We start from the raw sequence: 16,795 nt of genomic DNA on the forward strand, positions 1-16,795 counted from the left end.
CCCCACCTTGATCTCCTCCGCCGGCGGCGCCGACAACGACACCCGGATCGTGTCACCGATCCCCTGACTCAACAGCGCACCGAAAGCCACCGCCGACTTGATCGTCCCCTGGAACGCCGGACCCGCCTCCGTCACCCCCAGATGTAACGGATAGTCACACTGCGCCGCCAGCTGCCGGTAGGCCTCGACCATCACCACCGGATCGTTGTGCTTCACCGAGATCTTGATGTCCCGGAAATCGTGCTCCTCGAAGAGCGACGCCTCCCACAGAGCCGACTCCACCAACGCCTCCGGCGTGGCCCTGCCGTACTTCCTCAGCAGCCGCGCATCCAGCGACCCCGCGTTCACCCCGATACGAATCGGCGTCCCCGCGTCCCTCGCCGCCCGCGCGATCTCCTTCACCTTGTCATCGAACTGCTTGATATTGCCCGGATTCACCCGCACCGCCGCACAGCCCGCATCGATCGCCGCGAACACGTACTTCGGCTGGAAATGAATATCCGCGATCACCGGGATCTGCGACTTCTTCGCGATCGTCGCCAACGCGTCCGCGTCGTCCTGCGTCGGACACGCCACCCGCACGATCTGACAGCCCGACGCCGTCAGCTCCGCGATCTGCTGCAACGTCGCCCCGATGTCCGACGTCCGCGTCGTCGTCATCGACTGCACCGACACAGGAGCATCCCCGCCGACCGCCACCGACCCGACCTGGATGCGCCGCGAGGGGCGGCGCATCGCCAGGGGCCGGGCCGGCAGCGCGGGGAGGCCCAGCGAGACGGGCTCTCCGGTCCTCATCACGTCACCCGCGGTTTCCCTGCACGGTCTCGCGGACCGCGCGCAGCGACTCCTTGAGCGACCCCATGGTCGCGAGGACGGCGGTGGGCTCGTAGCCGCAGTGCGCCATGCAGTTGGCGCAGCGGTCGTCCTTGCCCCGGCCGTACTTGTCCCAGTCGGTCTCCTCGACGAGCTCCCGGTACGTCGGGACGTACCCGTCGCTCATCAGATAGCAGGGCCGCTGCCAGCCGAAGAGCGAGTAGTTGGGGATCGCCCAGGCCGTGCACGGGAAGTCCGCCTTGCCCTCCAGGAAGTCCAGGAAGAGCGGCGAGTGGTTGAGCCGCCAGCGGCGCCGGTTGCCGCCGGAGAACGCCTTCTTGAAGAGCTCGCGGGTCTGCTCGACCCCCAGGAAGTGCTCCTGGTCGGGCGCCTTCTCGTAGGCGTACGCGGGCGAGATCATCATCTCGTCGACCTGGAGGTCGTCGTTGAGGAAGTTGAGCACCTCGATGATCGTCTGCGGGGTGTCGGTGTTGAAGAAGGTGGAGTTGGTGGTGACCCGGAAGCCGCGCCGCTTGGCCTCCTTGATCGCCGCCACCGCCTCGTCGAAGACGCCCTCCTTGGCCACCGACTCGTCGTGCCGCTCGCGCAGCCCGTCGATGTGCACGGCGAACGCGAAGTACGGGGACGGGGTGAACTTCTCCAGCTTCTTGCGCAGCAGCAGGGCGTTGGTGCAGAGGAAGACGTACTTCTTCCGCGCCACCAACTGCCGCACGATCTCATCGATCTGAGGGTGCATCAGGGGCTCGCCGCCCGCGATGGAGACCATGGGCGCGCCCGACTCCAGGACGGCGCCCACCGCCTGCGCCACCGGCATGCGCTGCTTCAGGATCCCCGCCGGATGCTGGATCTTCCCGCAGCCCTCGCACTTCAGATTGCACGCGAAGAGCGGCTCCAGCTCGACGATCAGCGGGAACTTCTCACGCTTGCGGAGCTTCTGTTCAAAAAGATAGGTCCCGACCCTGATGGACTGGCGAAGCGGCATGGCCATCTGGCTCACCTCCTGGGGAGCGGCAAAGAACGGTGCCATTCAAAGAAAGCGGGAAGAACAGCACGAAGAACGCGGAAAGCTGATATTCCACCGCGTACCGTGCCGATCCGGACGAGTTCATGTTCTGGAGCGTCCACGACCACCCGTACGGCCGCAACCGGACGCTCTCCGGCCCCGACGGCGCTCCACAGCGTCGCCGCGGACTCCATGTCCACGGCGATCGCCCCGGTCGCGCGCAGCTCGGCCCGCTCAAGACCACGCACCACGTGGTCGGAGCCGATGAGCGGACCGGTGTGCACGGTGCGGCCGGGCAGCGCCGCACTCAGCGCCTTGGCCAGCACCTCCGTACCCACGCAAGGAGTCGTGCCGCGTGGGTCGCGGGTCTCTTCGGCGACGACCAGGTCGCCGGGGTGCATCCCCGGCGACAGACCGGCGCAGAACCCGGAGGCGATCACGGCCGCCTCCCGGTTGGCCCCCGTGCCCAGGCCGCGCAGCACGGCCCGCTCGGCGGCCTTCGGTCCCATGCCGCTGCGCAGCACGGTCACCACCTGGCCGGGCGCCCGGCCCCGGCCGCCGCTGCGCAGCGCCAGCTCCTCGATGGTGAGGGCACAGGCGACCAGCAGCGGTACGGGCTCCGGGACCATGGGGCGTACGTCCATCACTTCCCCTTGCGGCCGTTGGGGGAGAACGGTTCTCCATGGACATAGCGGCCGAGCGCGGTCAGCGGGAACACCTGGCGGTAGAGGTGGTAGTTGATCGAGAAGTCCCAGGGGAAGCCGGTGCCGGTGAAGTACGGCTCGTCCCAGGAGCCGTCCGCCAGCTGGGTCGCGGCGAGCCAGGCGACGCCCCGCTCGACCGCCTTGCCCTCCCGCTCCCCCGCCGCGAGCAGCGCCAGCAGCGCCCAGGCGGTCTGGGAGGCGGTCGAGGCGCCGTGTCCGATCCACTCCTGCTCGCGGTAGGAGCGCAGGTCCTCGCCCCAGCCGCCGTCCTCGTTCTGCACCGACTCCAGCCAGGCGACGGCCCTGCGGATCGCCGGGTGCGAGGGCGGCAGCCCCGCGGCCGTCAGGGCGGGCACCACCGAGCCCGTACCGTAGACGTAGTTGACGCCCCAGCGCCCGAACCAGGCGCCGTTCGCCTCCTGTTCGGCGAGCAGCCACTCGATGCCGCGCCGGGCGCGCGGCTCGTGGGCCCGGCCCTCGACGGCCAGCATCTCCACCACGTGCGCGGTGACATCGGCCGACGGCGGGTCGATGACCTCGCCGAAGTCGCAGAACGGCAGCCGGTTGGGGAACGGGCTGGTGTTGTCCGCGTCGAAGGCGGCCCAGGCCCCGTTCCTCGACTGCATCCCGAGCGTCCAGCGCACCGCCCGGCCGATCGCCCCCTCCACCCGCTCGGGCTCGGGGTGGCGCACCCGGCGCAGCGCCAGGATCACCTCGGCGGTGTCGTCGATGTCCGGGTAGTTGTCGTTGTGGAACTCGAACGCCCAGCCGCCCGGCGCCAGTCCCGGCTTCTTCACCGCCCAGTCGCCCGGCCGGGCGATCTCCTCGCCGAGCATCCAGTCGGCCGCCTTGACCAGGGCCGGGTGGTCGGCGGGCAGCCCCGCGTCGGCGAGCGCGATGGTGGCGAGGCAGGTGTCCCAGACCGGCGACTGGCAGGCCTCGATCATCCGGGAGCCGTCCTCGCGCCACACCGCGAACCGGTCGAGGGATTCGAGCCCGGCCCGCATCACCGGGTGCTGGAGGTCGTAGCCCAGCAGATGCAGGGCGATGACCGAGTAGACGGCGGGCGGCTGGATGCCGCCCCAGCAGCCGTCGTTCTCCTGGCGCTCGACGATCCAGCGGGCGGCGGTGTTCATCGCGGCCCGGCGCAGCCTGCGCGGCGCGAGGCGGTGGTAGACGTGCAGCGCCCTGTCGAGCCGCTGGAAGGCGCCGTCCCAGCTGGCGGCGGAAGCGAGCCGCTTGGCGGGGTTGGGGTCGCGCGCGTCGGTGTGCAGCTCGTCGAGCGCGAAGGGCGCGGGCCGCACCGGCCGCTTGGCGGAGACCACCGTCAGCGGCACGATCGTCTGCCGGGCCCAGCAGCCGAAGTCGTAGATGTTGAGCGGGAACCACTTGGGCAGGAACAGCAGCTCGGGCGGCAGCTCCGGCAGGTCGTCCCACTTCCACCAGCCGAACAGGGCCAGCCAGATCCGGGTGAAGACCCGGCAGGCGGCGATGCCGCCCTGGCTCCTGACCCAGGCCGAGGCCCGCGCCATGTGCGGGTCCTCGGGCGCGTCCCCGGCGAGCCTGAGCGCCACGTACGCCTCGACGGTGGCGGAGAGCTCGGACGGGCCGCCGTAGAACGTGGCCCAGGTGCCGTCCTCGCGCTGCTCGCCCCGGATGAAGAGCGCGGCCGCCTGGAGGGTCTTCTCGTCCTGGATCCCGAGGAACTGACGCAGCAGCAGGTCCTCGGCGTCCATGGTGACGTTGGTCTCCAGGTCGCCCTTCCACCAGCCGAGGGCGTCCTGCCTCGAGAGCAGGTGCCCGACCGAGCGGTCCGCCGCCCGCCGGGCGGCGTCGAGCACCCCGTCCGCGCCCGGAGGTGGCGCGGTGGTCCCACTGGCCGCGGCGGCCGGGGGCCGCGGGGCCCCGGCGCTGCCGTCGGTCGTCGCTGTCATGGCTTCCCCTTAATGCAAGTGCAGTGCTACTTCTGCTGTGCTGGGGTCTCCGTCGGAGACGGCCCGGTGGCGGGCCCGCTCCGGCGACGTGGCGTCATATGCGAATAGTGATCATCTCTTCCGTACGACGACGAAGTCGGCCAGCGCGGTCAGCTGCGCCCGCACCCGCTCGGGCATGTCGACGCTGCCCAGCGCCTCGATCGCCACGGCGTGCTGTCTGCGGGCCTCCTGGGAGGTCCACTCGCGGCCGCCCGCCTCCTCGATGAGCGCCGCCCGGGTGGCGAACTCCTCCTCGGAGAAGCTGTCGAAGTCGTTGCTCTTGGCGTCGGCGGCGAGCAGCTCGCCCAGGCGCTCGGAGGCCGGGCCGCCGGCCGCGAGCGCGGCCACCACCGGCAGGGACTTCTTGCGCTGGCGCAGATCGCTCCAGGTCTGCTTGCCGGTGGAGTCCGGGTCGCCCCAGATGCCCAGCAGGTCGTCGACGGCCTGGAAGGCGAGGCCCAGGTGGTAGCCGTACGCCTCCAGCGTGTCGGCCGTGCGGTCGTCGGCGCCGCCGAGCACCGCGCCGATGGAGCAGGCGCAGGCGAGCAGCGCGCCCGTCTTGTTGCCCTCCATCTCCAGGCACTCCTCGACGGTGACCCGCTCGCGGTGCTCGTAGGAGATGTCCTGGGCCTGGCCGTCGATGAGCTTGCGGCTGGCGGTGGTCAGCCGGCGCGTGGCGCGCCCGGCCTCGACCGTGCCGAGCTCCAGGAGGACCTCGTTGGCCAGCGCGAAGAGCGCGTCGCCGACCAGGATCGCCTGGGCCGGGCCGTGCACCTTCCACACCGTGTCGCGGTGGCGGCGCTGCTCGTCGCCGTCCATCAGGTCGTCGTGGAGCAGCGAGAAGTTGTGCACCAGCTCGACCGCGACCGCGCCGGGCACGCCGACCTCGGGGCCGGCCCCGGCCGCCTCGGCGGAGAGCAGGGCGAGCGCGGGCCGCACGGCCTTGCCGCCGTCGCCGTCCGCCGGGTTGCCCTGGGCGTCGATCCAGCCGAAGTGGTAGGCCGCGACGGTGTCCATGGGAGCGGCGAGCCGCTCCACGGCCGTGCGCAGCACCGGCGTGGACAGTGTCCGGCCGCGCTCCAGAAGCGCGGCGACGTCCACGGTCTCGACGGCCGAGTTCGCCGAAGGCACAGTCGGCACGGTCTCTCCTCTTGTTCCAGTGCTGCTAAGGGTCATGCCGCCTCCTGAAGCGGATGGGCGTGGGAGCGGCCGAGTACGGCCAGAGCCGCGCCCGCGGCGCTGAATCCGCTGCGTACGGCGCTCTCCATCGTCGCGGGCCACCCGGTGGCGGTCCACGCGCCGGCCAGGTACAGACCGGGCGCATTGGTGTGCGCGCCCGGGCGCAGCCGTCCGACGCCGGGGGTGGGGGCGAACGTCGCCGTGCGCTCCCGGGTCACGAAGAAGTCCCGTACGCCCGCGCCGCGCGCGGCGGGCAGCAGCCGTTCCAGCTCGGGCAGATAGCGCGCGCGCAGCGCGGCCACCGGCTCGTCGATCTCGTCCTGGGCGGCCGACTGGGAGACCGCCAGATACTGGCCGCCGCCGGCGAGCCCGGAGGACTCGGTGCGGTCGAAGACCCACTGCACGGGTGAGCCGAGGGCGGCGAAGAACGGCTGGCGCAGCACCTTGCGGTCGTAGACGACATGGAGGTTGAGGATGGGCGCGGTGCCGATGTCGAGCAGCTTGCCCGGGTCGTCGAGGGCGCCGTGGGGCAGCAGGTCGTGCGCCTCGCGCTGCGGGACGGCCAGGACGACCACCTCGGCGTCCAGCGTCTCGCCGCCCACCTCGACGCGCCAGCCGCCGCTCTCGGCGCGCGTGACGGACTCGGCCTTGGTACGGGTCTCGACGCGCACCCCGGCCGAGGCGAGCGCCTTGCGGGCCAGCGTGTCGTGGAGCTCGCCCAGCGGGACGTGCGCCCAGCCGATGTCGGCGGCGCCCGGCTCGGAGAGCAGGCCGGTCTTGAAGACCATCGCGGCGAGCCCGAGGGAGGCGTGCGGCGCGGTCGCGTTCAGGGTCGCCACGCCCACCAGGTCCCACAGGGCCTCGACGGTGCGGGCGGACTGGCCGTGGCGGCCCAGCCAGGTGGCGAAGTCCACCCCGTCGAGCGCCGGGTCGGCCGGGTCGAGCTTCTTGAGCGCGAGTGCGGCGCGCCCGACGGAGGCCCGCTCGGCGAGCGAGAGGTGCGGATACGTGGACAGGCTCGCGGCCAGGTGCAGCGGCACCGGCAGGGCGGTGCGGCGCAGCCGGCCGAGCCGGGGTCCACGCGGGTGCGCCACGTCCAGGACGGGCACGTCCAGGCGGTGCTGGAGGGGCGCGAGGTGGGCGCCGCCGACCCGGTCGAGGAACCAGCGGTAGGCCGTGCAGCAGCGCAGATAGACGTGCTGGCCGTTGTCGACGGTGAGCTCGCCGCGCCGGAAGGAGAAGGCGAGGCCGCCGAGGCGAGGCCGGCCCTCGACCAGGGTCACGGCCAGGCCTGCGCCGGCGAGTTCCAGCGCGGCGGTGATGCCGGCCAGGCCGCCGCCGACGACGACCGCGCGTTCGGGCTGCGGGGTTGTCATGCGCCCTCCCCTGTGGCCGTGCCCGTGTCGTGCGCACGCCCGGCCGTCGCTGTCAGGGACGCCCCGGCCGGAGCGGGGGTTGCACACTCCGTGCGCGTAATGCTCCTCGGCCGCACGTCCAGGTGCCCATGGGCCATCAGGCGCGCCTCCTGGCGGTCTGCCGGGAGACGGTACGGGTGTCGAGACCGGACAGCCCGCGTACCGCCACGTACGCCTTCTCCCTGCCGGGCAGCGAGACCCGGCCGCGCAGCACGGCCTCCGGGTCGCGCTCGATGCGGTCGAGCAGCCGGCGGTAGATTCCGGCCATCGCGGCCACACAGGCGCCGCTGCGCCGGTCGAGCATGGGCAGCAGCCGGTAGCCCTCGGCGAACAGGGCCCGGGCGCGGCGCACTTCGAAGTGGACCAGGCCCGCGAAGTCGGAGCCGGCCGGCGGCACCGGGGTGTGGAAGCCCGCGGCGCACCCGAACTTCGCCAGGTCGTCGGCGGGCAGATAGGTCCGGCCGTTGCCCGCGTCCTCGCGAACGTCCCTGAGGATGTTGGTCAGCTGGAGGGCCAGACCCAGCGTGTCGGCGTACTCGGCGGCGCGCTCGGTGCCCGGTGCGCCCGGTTGTGTACCGAACACGCCCAGGGAGAGCCGGCCGATGGCACCGGCGACACACCGGCAGTAGGCCTTCAGGTCGTCCCAGGTCTCGTAGGTCTCGCCGCGCACGTCCATCAGGACGCCGTCGATGAGCTCGTCCAGCCCGTCCAGCGGGATCGGGAAGCGCCGCGCCGCGTCCGCGAGCGCCACCGCCACCGGGTCGGTGTCGTCCTCCTCGACCGCGCCCTCGGCGATCCGGCCGAGCAGCGCCCGGGTGTCCTCCAGGCGCTGCTTCTTGGCGTCGGCGGCCAGGGCGCCGTCGCCGATGTCGTCGACGCGCCGGGAGAACGCGTAGAGCGCGGACATCGCCTGGCGCTTGTCGGTCGGCAGCAGCCGGATGCCGTACGCGAAGTTGCGCGCCTGCTGTCCGGTCACCGCCTCGCAGTAGCTGTACGCGGCCTGTACCGGCGCGGACACGTGTGCGTGTGGATCCACGGTCCGGCTCACCCCTCTCTACGCGCTCTACGCAACACGGCTCCCACTTCGCGCAGCAGACTGGACTTGGTGGGCTTGGGAGGTCCAGGGAGTACGTCGTGGCCGGCGGCAGCCACCGCGTCCAGCGCGGCGCGCCCACCGGCCACGAATCCGGCCAGCAGCAGTCTGAGTCTGCCGTGGACGCTACCCACCAGGGAGGTGCCTTCATTCAGCAACCGTGCGGCGCGTTCCGCTTCGAACGCGACCAGGGCGCGCACCGACGCGCCCCCGTGCGGGGCGGCCAGGTCGGCCTCCGTGACATGGAACCGCGCCATGTCCTCGGCGGGCAGGTAGATGCGGTCCCGGCCGAGGTCCTCGGTGACGTCCTGGAGGTGCTCGACGATCTGGAGCGCGGTGCAGACGGCGTCCGAGCGGCGGACGCGCTCGGGGCTCTCGGTGCCGGTGATCGCCAGCACCAGCCGGCCCACGGGGTTGGCCGACAGCTCACAGTAGGCGACCAGGTCGTCGTATGTCCCGTACCGCTTGACCTGCTGGTCCTGCCGGTTCGCCGCGATCAGTGCGAGGAACGGGTCGGGGCTGAGCGAGCGGCGGCGGATGGTGGGCTGGAGGGCCCTCAGCAGCGGGTGGTGCGGGGTGGAGTCGAAGACGCGGCGCAGATCGGCCTCGAAGGCGTCGAGCAGCACGAGCCGGTCGTCCGCGTCGGCGGGGCCCACGCCCAGGTGGCGGGCGTCGGCGCCGCCGGGGGCGAGGTCGCCGTCGCCGATGTCGTCGACCAGGCGCGCGTAGCCGTACACGGCCATCAGGTCGTCGCGCCAGGCGCGCGGCAGAAAGAAGGGGGCCACCGGGAAGTTCTCCGCCGTGGCCTTGTCGAGCGTGATGCGCGAGGGGGAGTCGGTGCGCACGTCCCGGACATCTGTCACCGGGGACCGCCCGGTACGGGAACGGCGGAGGTCTCTCGTAGCTGGAGATTTCCCGTAGCCATTGCCGTCACATCTCCCGTTCTACACCGCCGACCCAAAACATCCCATTTCGGACACGCCGCCGAACCTCCCGAGTGGAGGACGGCTCCCGCTCGGGGTGCCCGGGGCGGTACCGCCCGTCCGTCGCGATCAACACCGGTACAGCTTACGTTGTACAACGCCTGACAACACGTCGGGGTGTTGCGCGCATTACAAGAACACTTCAATCCGCGCCAACCTTCCCCCGGTGCGGGCGACTTGACGCAGCCTTGACATTCCGGTCCGCGCTGCCCACCTCCTGGGAGGACGCGGCGGCCCCCGCCGGGGTTGATCGACGGGGGCCTGCCCTGAGCTGTAGTTCTTCGACCGCGGGTCCTCTGTGGCTGGTCGCGCAGTTCCCCGCGCCCCTGAGGGGCGCTTAGCGCCCCGTCTCCTTCTGGTACGCCTTGACGACCTCGTCCGTGGGGCCGTCCATCAGGAGTTCGCCCCGCTCCAGCCAGAGCACCCGGTTACAGGTGTCCCGGATGGACCCGATGCTGTGGCTGACCAGGAACACCGTGCCCGCGTGCTTGCGCAGCTCGCGGATGCGCTCCTCGGAGCGGATCTGGAACTTGCGGTCACCGGTGGCCAGCGCCTCGTCGATCATCAGCACGTCGTGGTCCTTGGCGGCCGCGATGGCGAACCGCAGGCGGGCCGCCATGCCCGAGGAGTACGTCCGCATCGGCAGGGTGATGAAGTCGCCCTTCTCGTTGATGCCGGAGAAGTCGACGATCTCCTCGTACCGCTCCTTGATCTCCTCGCGCGACATGCCCATGGCCAGGCCGCCGAGGATCACGTTGCGCTCGCCGGTCAGCTCGTTCATCAGCGCGGCGTTGACGCCCAGCAGCGAGGGCTGGCCGTTGGTGTACACCTTGCCCTTGGCGGGCGGCAGCAGTCCGGCGATCGCCCGCAGCAGGGTCGACTTGCCCGAGCCGTTGGTGCCGATCAGACCGATCGCCTCGCCGCGGTACGCGGTGAAGGAGACGCCCCGCACCGCGTGCACCTTGCGCATGCCGCGCGACTCGCCCTTGTCCCGCCGCACTATCCGGCTCAGCGCGGCGGTGGCGCTGCCCCGCCCGCCGCCCGTGCCGTTGACCGTGTACACGATGTGCACATCGTCGGCGATGACGGTCGGGATGCGCTCGCCGCTCGCGTCGGCGATACGGATGTTGTCCTCAGCCACGGCCGTACTGCTCCTCTGCCTTCCAGAAGTACACGAAGCCCGCGGCGCCCACGAGGAGCGCCCAGCCGGCCGCCAGCGCCCACACGTGCGGGGGCAGGTTGTGCGCGCCGTAGCCGTCGATCATGGCGTACCGCGCCAGGTCCATGTAGACGGCGGCCGGGTTGACCTGGAGGACCTGGGCGAGCCAGTGCGGCTTGCCCTGGAGGACCACCTTGATGCTGAACATGACGCCGGAGGCGTACATCCAGGTCCGCAGGACGAACGGCATCAGCTGGGCCAGGTCCGGGGTCTTGCTGCCGAGCCTGGCCATGATCAGCGCCAGGCCGGTGTTGAAGACGAACTGGCACGCCAGGACCGGCACCATCAGCAGCCACGACGCCATCGGCATGGTGCCCGAGGCGACCACCACGAGGACCAGGACGATCATCGAGAAGAGCAGCTGCTGGAGCTGCTGGAGCGCGAAGGAGATCGGCAGCGAGGCACGCGGGAAGTGCAGCGCGCGCACCAGGCCGAGGTTGCCGGAGATCGCCCGGACACCCGCCATCACCGAGTTCTGGGTGAAGGTGAAGACGAAGATGCCCGTCACCAGGAACGGGATGTAGACGTCCGAGGGGATGCCCCGCTTGGCGTTCATCAGCACGCCGAAGATGAAGTAGTAGACCAGCGCGTTGAGCAGCGGGGTGGCCACCTGCCAGATCTGACCGAGCTTCGCCTGGCTGTACTGGGCGGTCAGCTTCGCCTGCGAGAACGACAGGATGAAGTGGCGCCGCCCCCAGAGCTGGCGGCAGTACTCGGACAGACCCGGGCGGGCGCCGCTCACCGCCAGACCGTGCTTGGCGGCGACTTCCGCCGGGGACAGGGTTGTGTCACTCACAAGAGGAAACTTTCGCTTTCAAAGAAGTACGCCGAAGACCGATGACCCGGGGTGCCAAGGGCCCGGACGGCCCACACCCGATGTGCTCAGACCCGAGAGTGTCAGATGACGGGCGGGCGGCCCAGCCGGGTCAGCCGCCAGACCGTGCGCCACTTCATGGGGCGGCGCGGTCCGCAGGGAGTGGTCCAGCCCTCCTTGAAGCCGCCGAACCACGCCTTGAGCGCGGGCCCGGAGGGCTTCCTGGCGAGCGTGAGCAGCATCCAGACGCCCAGATAGACGGGGACCAGCGGGGCCGGCAGATTGCGCCGCGCCAGCCAGACCCGGTTGCGGGCCACCATCCGGTGGTAGACCGCGTGCCGGGAGGGCGCCGTCGTGGGGTGGAACAGGACCATGTCCGCGCGGTAGTCGATCATCCAGCCGGCGTCCAGCGCCCGCCAGGCCAGATCGGTCTCCTCGTGGGCGTAGAAGAACTCGTCGGGCAGCCCGCCGACCTCCGCGAGGACCTTGGTGCGTACGGCGTTGGCGCCGCCCAGGAAGGTCGTCACCCGCGAGGAGCGCATCGGGTCGGAGGCGCGCAGCCGGGGGACGTGGCGGCGCTGGGTGACCCCGGTCTCCGGGTCCGCGATTCGGAAGCTGACGATGCCGAGCTCCGGGTCCTCGGCGAACGCGCGGCGGCACAGCTCAGCCGTGTCGCTGTTCGCCAGCAGCCCGTCGTCGTCGAGGAAGAGCAGGATGTCGACCTCGGCGCCGGACGGGCCGAACGCCTCGATGCCGACGTTGCGCCCGCCGGGGATGCCCAGGTTCTCGGGCAGCTCCACGGTCCGCACCCCCGCCGGGACGTCCGGGACCGGGGCGCCGTTGCCGACCACCACGACCTCGACGTGGTCGCCGTCCTGCTTGGCGACCGAGTCGAGCAGCGCGCGCAGCTCCTCGGGGCGGTTGCCCATGGTGATGACGACCGCGCCGACCTTCAGCGGGGCACTCATTTGAGCCTGCTGGAGGCGAGGATGGACACCAGGTGCAGCACGCTCTGGAGCAGCGCGATGCCCGCGAGCACGGCGACGCCGAGCCGGGAGAAGTACAGGTCGCCGCGGACGTGGTCGACCAGCGCCAGGACCAGGATCAGCAGCGAGGCCTCGATGCCCATGACGAGCCGGTGGAACTTGAGCGCCCCGGCGGCGCGGCGGGCGAGCGCCATGCCGGAGGAGCGCGGCTCGGCCGCCGCCTCCTTGACCGGCGGCATGCCCTGCTGGTGGCGGGCGACGCCGACCAGGTCCGTCTCGGACTTGATCAGTACGGCGCCGAGCGCGGCCAGGGTGCCGAGGAAGGCCCACAGCCAGTCGATGCGGCCGGTGCCCCAGATGTCGGCGGCGCGCAGCCCGAAGCCGACCAGGACCGCGGCGTCGAGCACGTAGGCGGCGACCCGGTCCACATAGACGCCGACCATCGAGTACTGCTTCTTCCAGCGGGCGACCTCGCCGTCGACGCAGTCGAGCAGCAGATAGACCTGGGCCATCACCACGCCGAGCACGGCGCCCCAGATCCCGGGCACCAGCAGGGCCGGGGCCGCGAAGGCGGCGGCGACGGTCATCACATAGGTCAGCTGGTTGGGCGTGACCCGGGTGGTCACCAGGTGCCGGTCGACGCGCAGGGAGACCTCGCGCATGTAGAGCCGGCCGCCCCAGTGCTCGCCGCTCCGCCGGTCCTTGACGCCGGGCGGGTGCACGACCGGGCGGAGTTCAGCTACCGATGGCTTTTGCATAGTCGGCGTAAGCGTCCTTGATCTGGTCTGCGGACAGGTTGAGGTGTTCCAGGATCGTGAAACGGCCCGGCCGGGTCTGCGGCGCGTACACCACCGCCCGGACGAACTCGTCGGCGGAGAAGCCGATTTCCTCCGGAAGCACGGGCAGGCCGTGCCGCCGCAGCACCTCCGTGAAGAGACCGGACTGCTCGGTGGCGCCGCGCAGGTGCATCGCGAAGGCGGCGCCGAGGCCGACCTGCTCGCCGTGGAGCGCGGAGCGCTTGGGGTAGAGCAGGTCGAAGGCGTGGCTGATCTCGTGGCAGGCGCCGGACGAGGGACGGGTGTCGCCGCTGATCGACATGGCGATGCCGGAGAGCACCAGCGCCTCGGAGAGCACGGTGAGGAACTCGTCGCCGCCGACGCCGCCGGGGTGGCGCAGCACGGACTCGCCCGCGGTGCGGGCCATCGCCGCGGCCAGGCCGTCCACCGGCTCGCCGGTGACCTGGTGCGAGAGCTCCCAGTCCGCGATGGCGGAGATGTTGGAGATCGCGTCGCCGATGCCCGAGCGGACGAACCGGACCGGGGCCTCACGGATCACGTCGAGGTCGATGACCATGGCGATGGGCGTGGGCACGCCGTAGGAGCCGCGGCCGTTGTCGTTGTCCAGGATGGAGACCGGCGAGCAGATGCCGTCGTGCGAGAGGTTGGTGGCGACCGCGACCATGGGCAGCCCGACCCGCGCCGCGGCGTACTTCGCCACGTCGATGATCTTGCCGCCGCCCAGGCCGACGACCGCGTCGTACCGCTTGCCCTTGATGTCGTCGCCGAGCTGGACGGCCGAGTCGATGGTGCCGTCCGCGACCGGGTACCAGTCGGCGCCCGGCAGCACCGGCGCCAGCTTCTCGCTGAGCGCCTGGCCCGAGCCGCCGCTGACCGCGATCGCCAGCTTGCCCGACGCCGAGATCCGCTGGTCGGCCAGGAGGCCCGCCAGGTCGTCCAGGGCGCCCCGGCTGATGTCGACGACGACCGGCGACGGGATGAGCCGGGTCAGTACTGGCACGCGATCTCACGGCCCTTCGCGAGGTCGTCGTGGTTGTCGATCTCGACCCAGGAGACCTCGCCGATGGGGGCCACGTCGACGGTGAAGCCGCGGTCGACGAGCTCCTGGTAGCCGTCCTCGTAGTAGAGGTCGGGGTCGCGCTCGAAGGTGGCCTTCAGGGCGTCCGCGAGCTCCTCGGCCGCCTCCGGCTCGATGAGGGTGACGCCGATGTACTCGCCGGAGGCGGTGGCCGGGTCCATCAGCTTGGTGATGCGCCGCACGCCCTTGCCGGGCTCGGTGATCACCTTCATCTCCTCGTCGGCGAGGCGCTTGACCGCGTCGAGGGCGAGGATGATCTTCTTGTCCCCGCCGCGCGCGGCCAGCAGCGTCTTCTCGACGGAGACCGGGTGCACGGTGTCGCCGTTGGCGAGGATGACGCCCCGCTTCAGGACCTCACGCGCGCACCACAGGGAGTAGGCGTTGTTCCACTCCTCGGCCTTGTCGTTGTCGATCAGCGTGAGGGTGACGCCGTACTTGGCCTCCAGGGCCTCCTTGCGGGCGTACACGGCTTCCTTGCGGTAGCCGACGACGATCGCGACCTCGGTGAGACCCACCTCGGCGAAGTTGCCGAGCGTCAGGTCGAGGACGGTCGTGTCGCCGTCGACGGGCACGAGGGCCTTCGGGAGCGTGTCGGTGTAGGGGCGCAGACGCCGTCCGGCACCGGCTGCGAGTACGAGGCCGATCATGCAGGTTCTCCTTCGTCATGTACTGCGGGTGCCCCGGAGGACACCCAGAAGCGGATGGACTCCACGACCACGAGGAGCGCGAGGGCCGCCGCCAGGGCGGTGAGCGCCAGGGTGAAGTCCGTGCCGCGGTCGGCCAGGGTCGCGGCGAGCACCGCGACCACCAGCGTCCGCCCCTCGTGGCCGCCGCCGAGGCGCACCAGCCAGCGCGGCGGAGCGCCGGATCCGCCCTTGATGCGGTAGACCGTGTCGTAGTGATGGTAGGCGACCGCCGCCACCAGTCCGAAGGCCGCGGGCAGGGCCCCGTCCACCTCGGAGCGGGCGGCCAGGATCAGGACCGTGCAGTACTCGGCTGCCCGGAAGAAGGGCGGCACCAGCCAGTCGAGGGGGCCCTTGAGGGGGCGGCCCACGGCGGCGCCGGAGAAGGCCGCGTAGATGGCCGCGGCCAGGGTCACGGACCAGCCGTCGAGGTCCTGGGTGAGGGCCGCGGCCACCACCGCCGCCGCGCCGAGCAGGGCGACGACCGGGGCGGTGAAGGCTCCCTTGCGGATCGGCGCCACCTTGGCGAAGAACTCCGCCAGCGGGCCGCTGTCGGCCAGCTCCGCCAGGGCTCGCGCGGCCCGGTCGGTACGGGTCGCGCGGCGGGTCAGCGAGCGCAGCACGCGCCCCGCCGTGGTGTAGGAGGCGGCGAAGGCGCAGCCGATGAGCAGCACGTAGAACACCGTGCGGGGGGTGGTGAGGGCGGTCAGGACCGCGATCATCGCCCAGCGCTCGCCGATCGGCAGCACGATCATCCGGCGCACCCAGACCGTCCAGCCGACCGAGTCGAGCTTGCCGGAGAGGGCGGCCGTCGGGCTGGTGTTGCCCGTGGCGTCGTGATTGGCCTCGTTGAACGAGAAGTCCACGACGTGACGGCAGGTCTGCAGGACCATCGCGCCGAGCGCCAGCGCCCATACGTCGTCGCCGCCGCGGGCCGCGCCGAGCGCCAGGCCCGCGTAGTACGCGTACTCCTTGGCCCGGTCGAAGGTCGCGTCCAGCCAGGCGCCGAGCGTGGAGTACTGGAGCGAGTAGCGGGCGAGCTGCCCGTCGGTGCAGTCCAGCACGAAGGAGAGGAGCAGCAGGACGCCGGCCGCGACGAAGCCGCCCCGGGTGCCGGTCGCCGCGCAGCCGGCCGCGATCAGCGCGGTGAGCAGCGAGGCGGTGGTGACCTGGTTGGGCGTGAGGCCGCGGCGCGCGCACCAGCGGGCGATGTAGCGCGAGTACGGGCTGATGAAGAAGGTGGTGAAGAACCCGTCGCGGGACTTCACGGCGGTACGCAGCCGGACGGCCTCGTCGTCCACGGCGTCGACGGCCTTGCGGGCGGCGAAGGCGGCCTCGGGCCCGGCGGGCACGGTGGCCACCAGCGAGCCGAGGTCGGGGCGGTGCACGGCGGTGCCGCCGTCCGCCAGCGCGGCGCAGACGCGGTCGGTGAGGACGGCGGCGGCCGGGGCGTTCACCGCGACCGGGGCGCCCGCGGCGGCCGGTCCGGCGGACCCGGCGAGGTCCGCGAGCGCGCGGGTGAGCGCGGGCCGGGCCTCCGCCTGGACCGCCAGCGCGCCGGTGACCGCGGCCGCCGGGAAGCGGGGGTCGGTCAGCGCGAGGCGCAGGGCGTGCGTGTGGCCCACGAAGGACGGGTCGACCAGGGCGACCCGCTCACCGGGCGGGACCTCGGCGAGCAGGCCGGGCAGGTCCTCGGGCCGCTGGGCGGACCGTACGTCGAAGCCCAGCGAGCGCAGCTCGGGCCCGAGCTGCGACCCGGGGACCGGCAGGCCGGTCAGGATGGCGGTCGACAGACGAACTCACTCCTTGGAGCTGGCATGGCTGATGTCCGGCGGCGGCCCGGAATCAAGCGGCGGGCGGCGCGTCGGCAGAGGCTATCGGGAGGCTATCGGATGCGTGGAACCGGGAGTTCATCGCCTGTTTACGCCCCGATCGGGCCCTGCGGCAGGGGACTGTCGCGTGGATCATCATCGTCGATCAAGGCGGCGCCCCACAAACCGCCCCCCGTCCGCCGGGCCCGGGGCCCCGGGCCGC

The 16,795-nt window shown here is 71.8% G+C and carries 15 protein-coding genes; all 15 read right to left on the bottom strand.

Going from position 1 to position 16,795, the window contains the following annotated elements; all coding sequences use genetic code 11:
- Nucleotides 1-795: flavodoxin-dependent (E)-4-hydroxy-3-methylbut-2-enyl-diphosphate synthase (ispG, locus tag ABD236_RS33550; RefSeq protein WP_344081054.1), on the bottom strand; the 795-nt coding region annotated here is incomplete at its 3' end.
- A 4-nt stretch (nucleotides 796-799) separates the two neighbouring features.
- Nucleotides 800-1,822: an adenosyl-hopene transferase HpnH gene (gene hpnH / locus ABD236_RS33555; RefSeq protein WP_344081059.1), complete on the bottom strand. Its 1,023-nt coding sequence runs from the start codon at nucleotides 1,820-1,822 to the stop codon at nucleotides 800-802.
- Nucleotides 1,823-1,827: 5 nt separating this feature from the next.
- A complete protein-coding gene (locus tag ABD236_RS33560) occupies nucleotides 1,828-2,481 on the bottom strand; it encodes a phosphorylase family protein (protein WP_344081062.1) in 654 nt (217 codons plus the stop codon).
- The gene (shc, locus tag ABD236_RS33565) at nucleotides 2,481-4,475 is read right to left on the bottom strand and encodes a squalene--hopene cyclase (RefSeq protein WP_344081065.1); all 1,995 of its coding nucleotides are present in this window, start codon (nucleotides 4,473-4,475) and stop codon (nucleotides 2,481-2,483) included. Before shc ends, ABD236_RS33560 begins: the two co-directional genes overlap by 1 nt.
- 111 nt (nucleotides 4,476-4,586) lie before the next feature.
- Nucleotides 4,587-5,690, bottom strand: coding sequence for a polyprenyl synthetase family protein (locus tag ABD236_RS33570; RefSeq protein ID WP_344081067.1), 1,104 nt, complete (start codon nucleotides 5,688-5,690; stop codon nucleotides 4,587-4,589).
- Nucleotides 5,687-7,069, bottom strand: coding sequence for a hydroxysqualene dehydroxylase HpnE (gene hpnE / locus ABD236_RS33575; RefSeq protein ID WP_344081069.1), 1,383 nt, complete (start codon nucleotides 7,067-7,069; stop codon nucleotides 5,687-5,689). The genes ABD236_RS33570 and hpnE overlap by 4 nt, the downstream gene beginning before the upstream one ends.
- A gap of 136 nt (nucleotides 7,070-7,205) precedes the next feature.
- Complete coding sequence (gene hpnD / locus ABD236_RS33580) at nucleotides 7,206-8,156, bottom strand: presqualene diphosphate synthase HpnD (protein ID WP_344081071.1); 951 nt, start codon at nucleotides 8,154-8,156, stop codon at nucleotides 7,206-7,208.
- The gene (hpnC, locus tag ABD236_RS33585) at nucleotides 8,153-9,046 is read right to left on the bottom strand and encodes a squalene synthase HpnC (RefSeq protein WP_344081074.1); all 894 of its coding nucleotides are present in this window, start codon (nucleotides 9,044-9,046) and stop codon (nucleotides 8,153-8,155) included. Before hpnC ends, hpnD begins: the two co-directional genes overlap by 4 nt.
- Nucleotides 9,047-9,521: 475 nt before the next feature.
- Entirely contained in the window at nucleotides 9,522-10,325 is an 804-nt protein-coding gene (locus ABD236_RS33590) for an ABC transporter ATP-binding protein (protein WP_344081077.1), read from the bottom strand.
- A complete protein-coding gene (locus ABD236_RS33595; RefSeq protein ID WP_344081080.1) occupies nucleotides 10,318-11,199 on the bottom strand; it encodes an ABC transporter permease in 882 nt (293 codons plus the stop codon). The genes ABD236_RS33590 and ABD236_RS33595 overlap by 8 nt, the downstream gene beginning before the upstream one ends.
- Before the next feature lie 101 nt (nucleotides 11,200-11,300).
- Entirely contained in the window at nucleotides 11,301-12,185 is an 885-nt protein-coding gene (locus ABD236_RS33600; RefSeq protein ID WP_344081082.1) for a glycosyltransferase family 2 protein, read from the bottom strand.
- Complete coding sequence (locus ABD236_RS33605; RefSeq protein ID WP_344081085.1) at nucleotides 12,182-12,961, bottom strand: CDP-alcohol phosphatidyltransferase family protein; 780 nt, start codon at nucleotides 12,959-12,961, stop codon at nucleotides 12,182-12,184. The genes ABD236_RS33600 and ABD236_RS33605 overlap by 4 nt, the downstream gene beginning before the upstream one ends.
- Nucleotides 12,939-14,000: an iron-containing alcohol dehydrogenase family protein gene (locus ABD236_RS33610; RefSeq protein WP_344081089.1), complete on the bottom strand. Its 1,062-nt coding sequence runs from the start codon at nucleotides 13,998-14,000 to the stop codon at nucleotides 12,939-12,941. Before ABD236_RS33610 ends, ABD236_RS33605 begins: the two co-directional genes overlap by 23 nt.
- The gene (locus tag ABD236_RS33615) at nucleotides 13,988-14,725 is read right to left on the bottom strand and encodes a phosphocholine cytidylyltransferase family protein (RefSeq protein WP_344081092.1); all 738 of its coding nucleotides are present in this window, start codon (nucleotides 14,723-14,725) and stop codon (nucleotides 13,988-13,990) included. The genes ABD236_RS33610 and ABD236_RS33615 overlap by 13 nt, the downstream gene beginning before the upstream one ends.
- Nucleotides 14,722-16,554: a DUF5941 domain-containing protein gene (locus ABD236_RS33620; protein WP_344081840.1), complete on the bottom strand. Its 1,833-nt coding sequence runs from the start codon at nucleotides 16,552-16,554 to the stop codon at nucleotides 14,722-14,724. Before ABD236_RS33620 ends, ABD236_RS33615 begins: the two co-directional genes overlap by 4 nt.
- Nucleotides 16,555-16,795 lie beyond the last annotated feature (241 nt).

The organism is Streptomyces crystallinus (genome assembly GCF_039521265.1).
In the GTDB taxonomy this organism is placed as follows: domain Bacteria; phylum Actinomycetota; class Actinomycetes; order Streptomycetales; family Streptomycetaceae; genus Streptomyces; species Streptomyces crystallinus.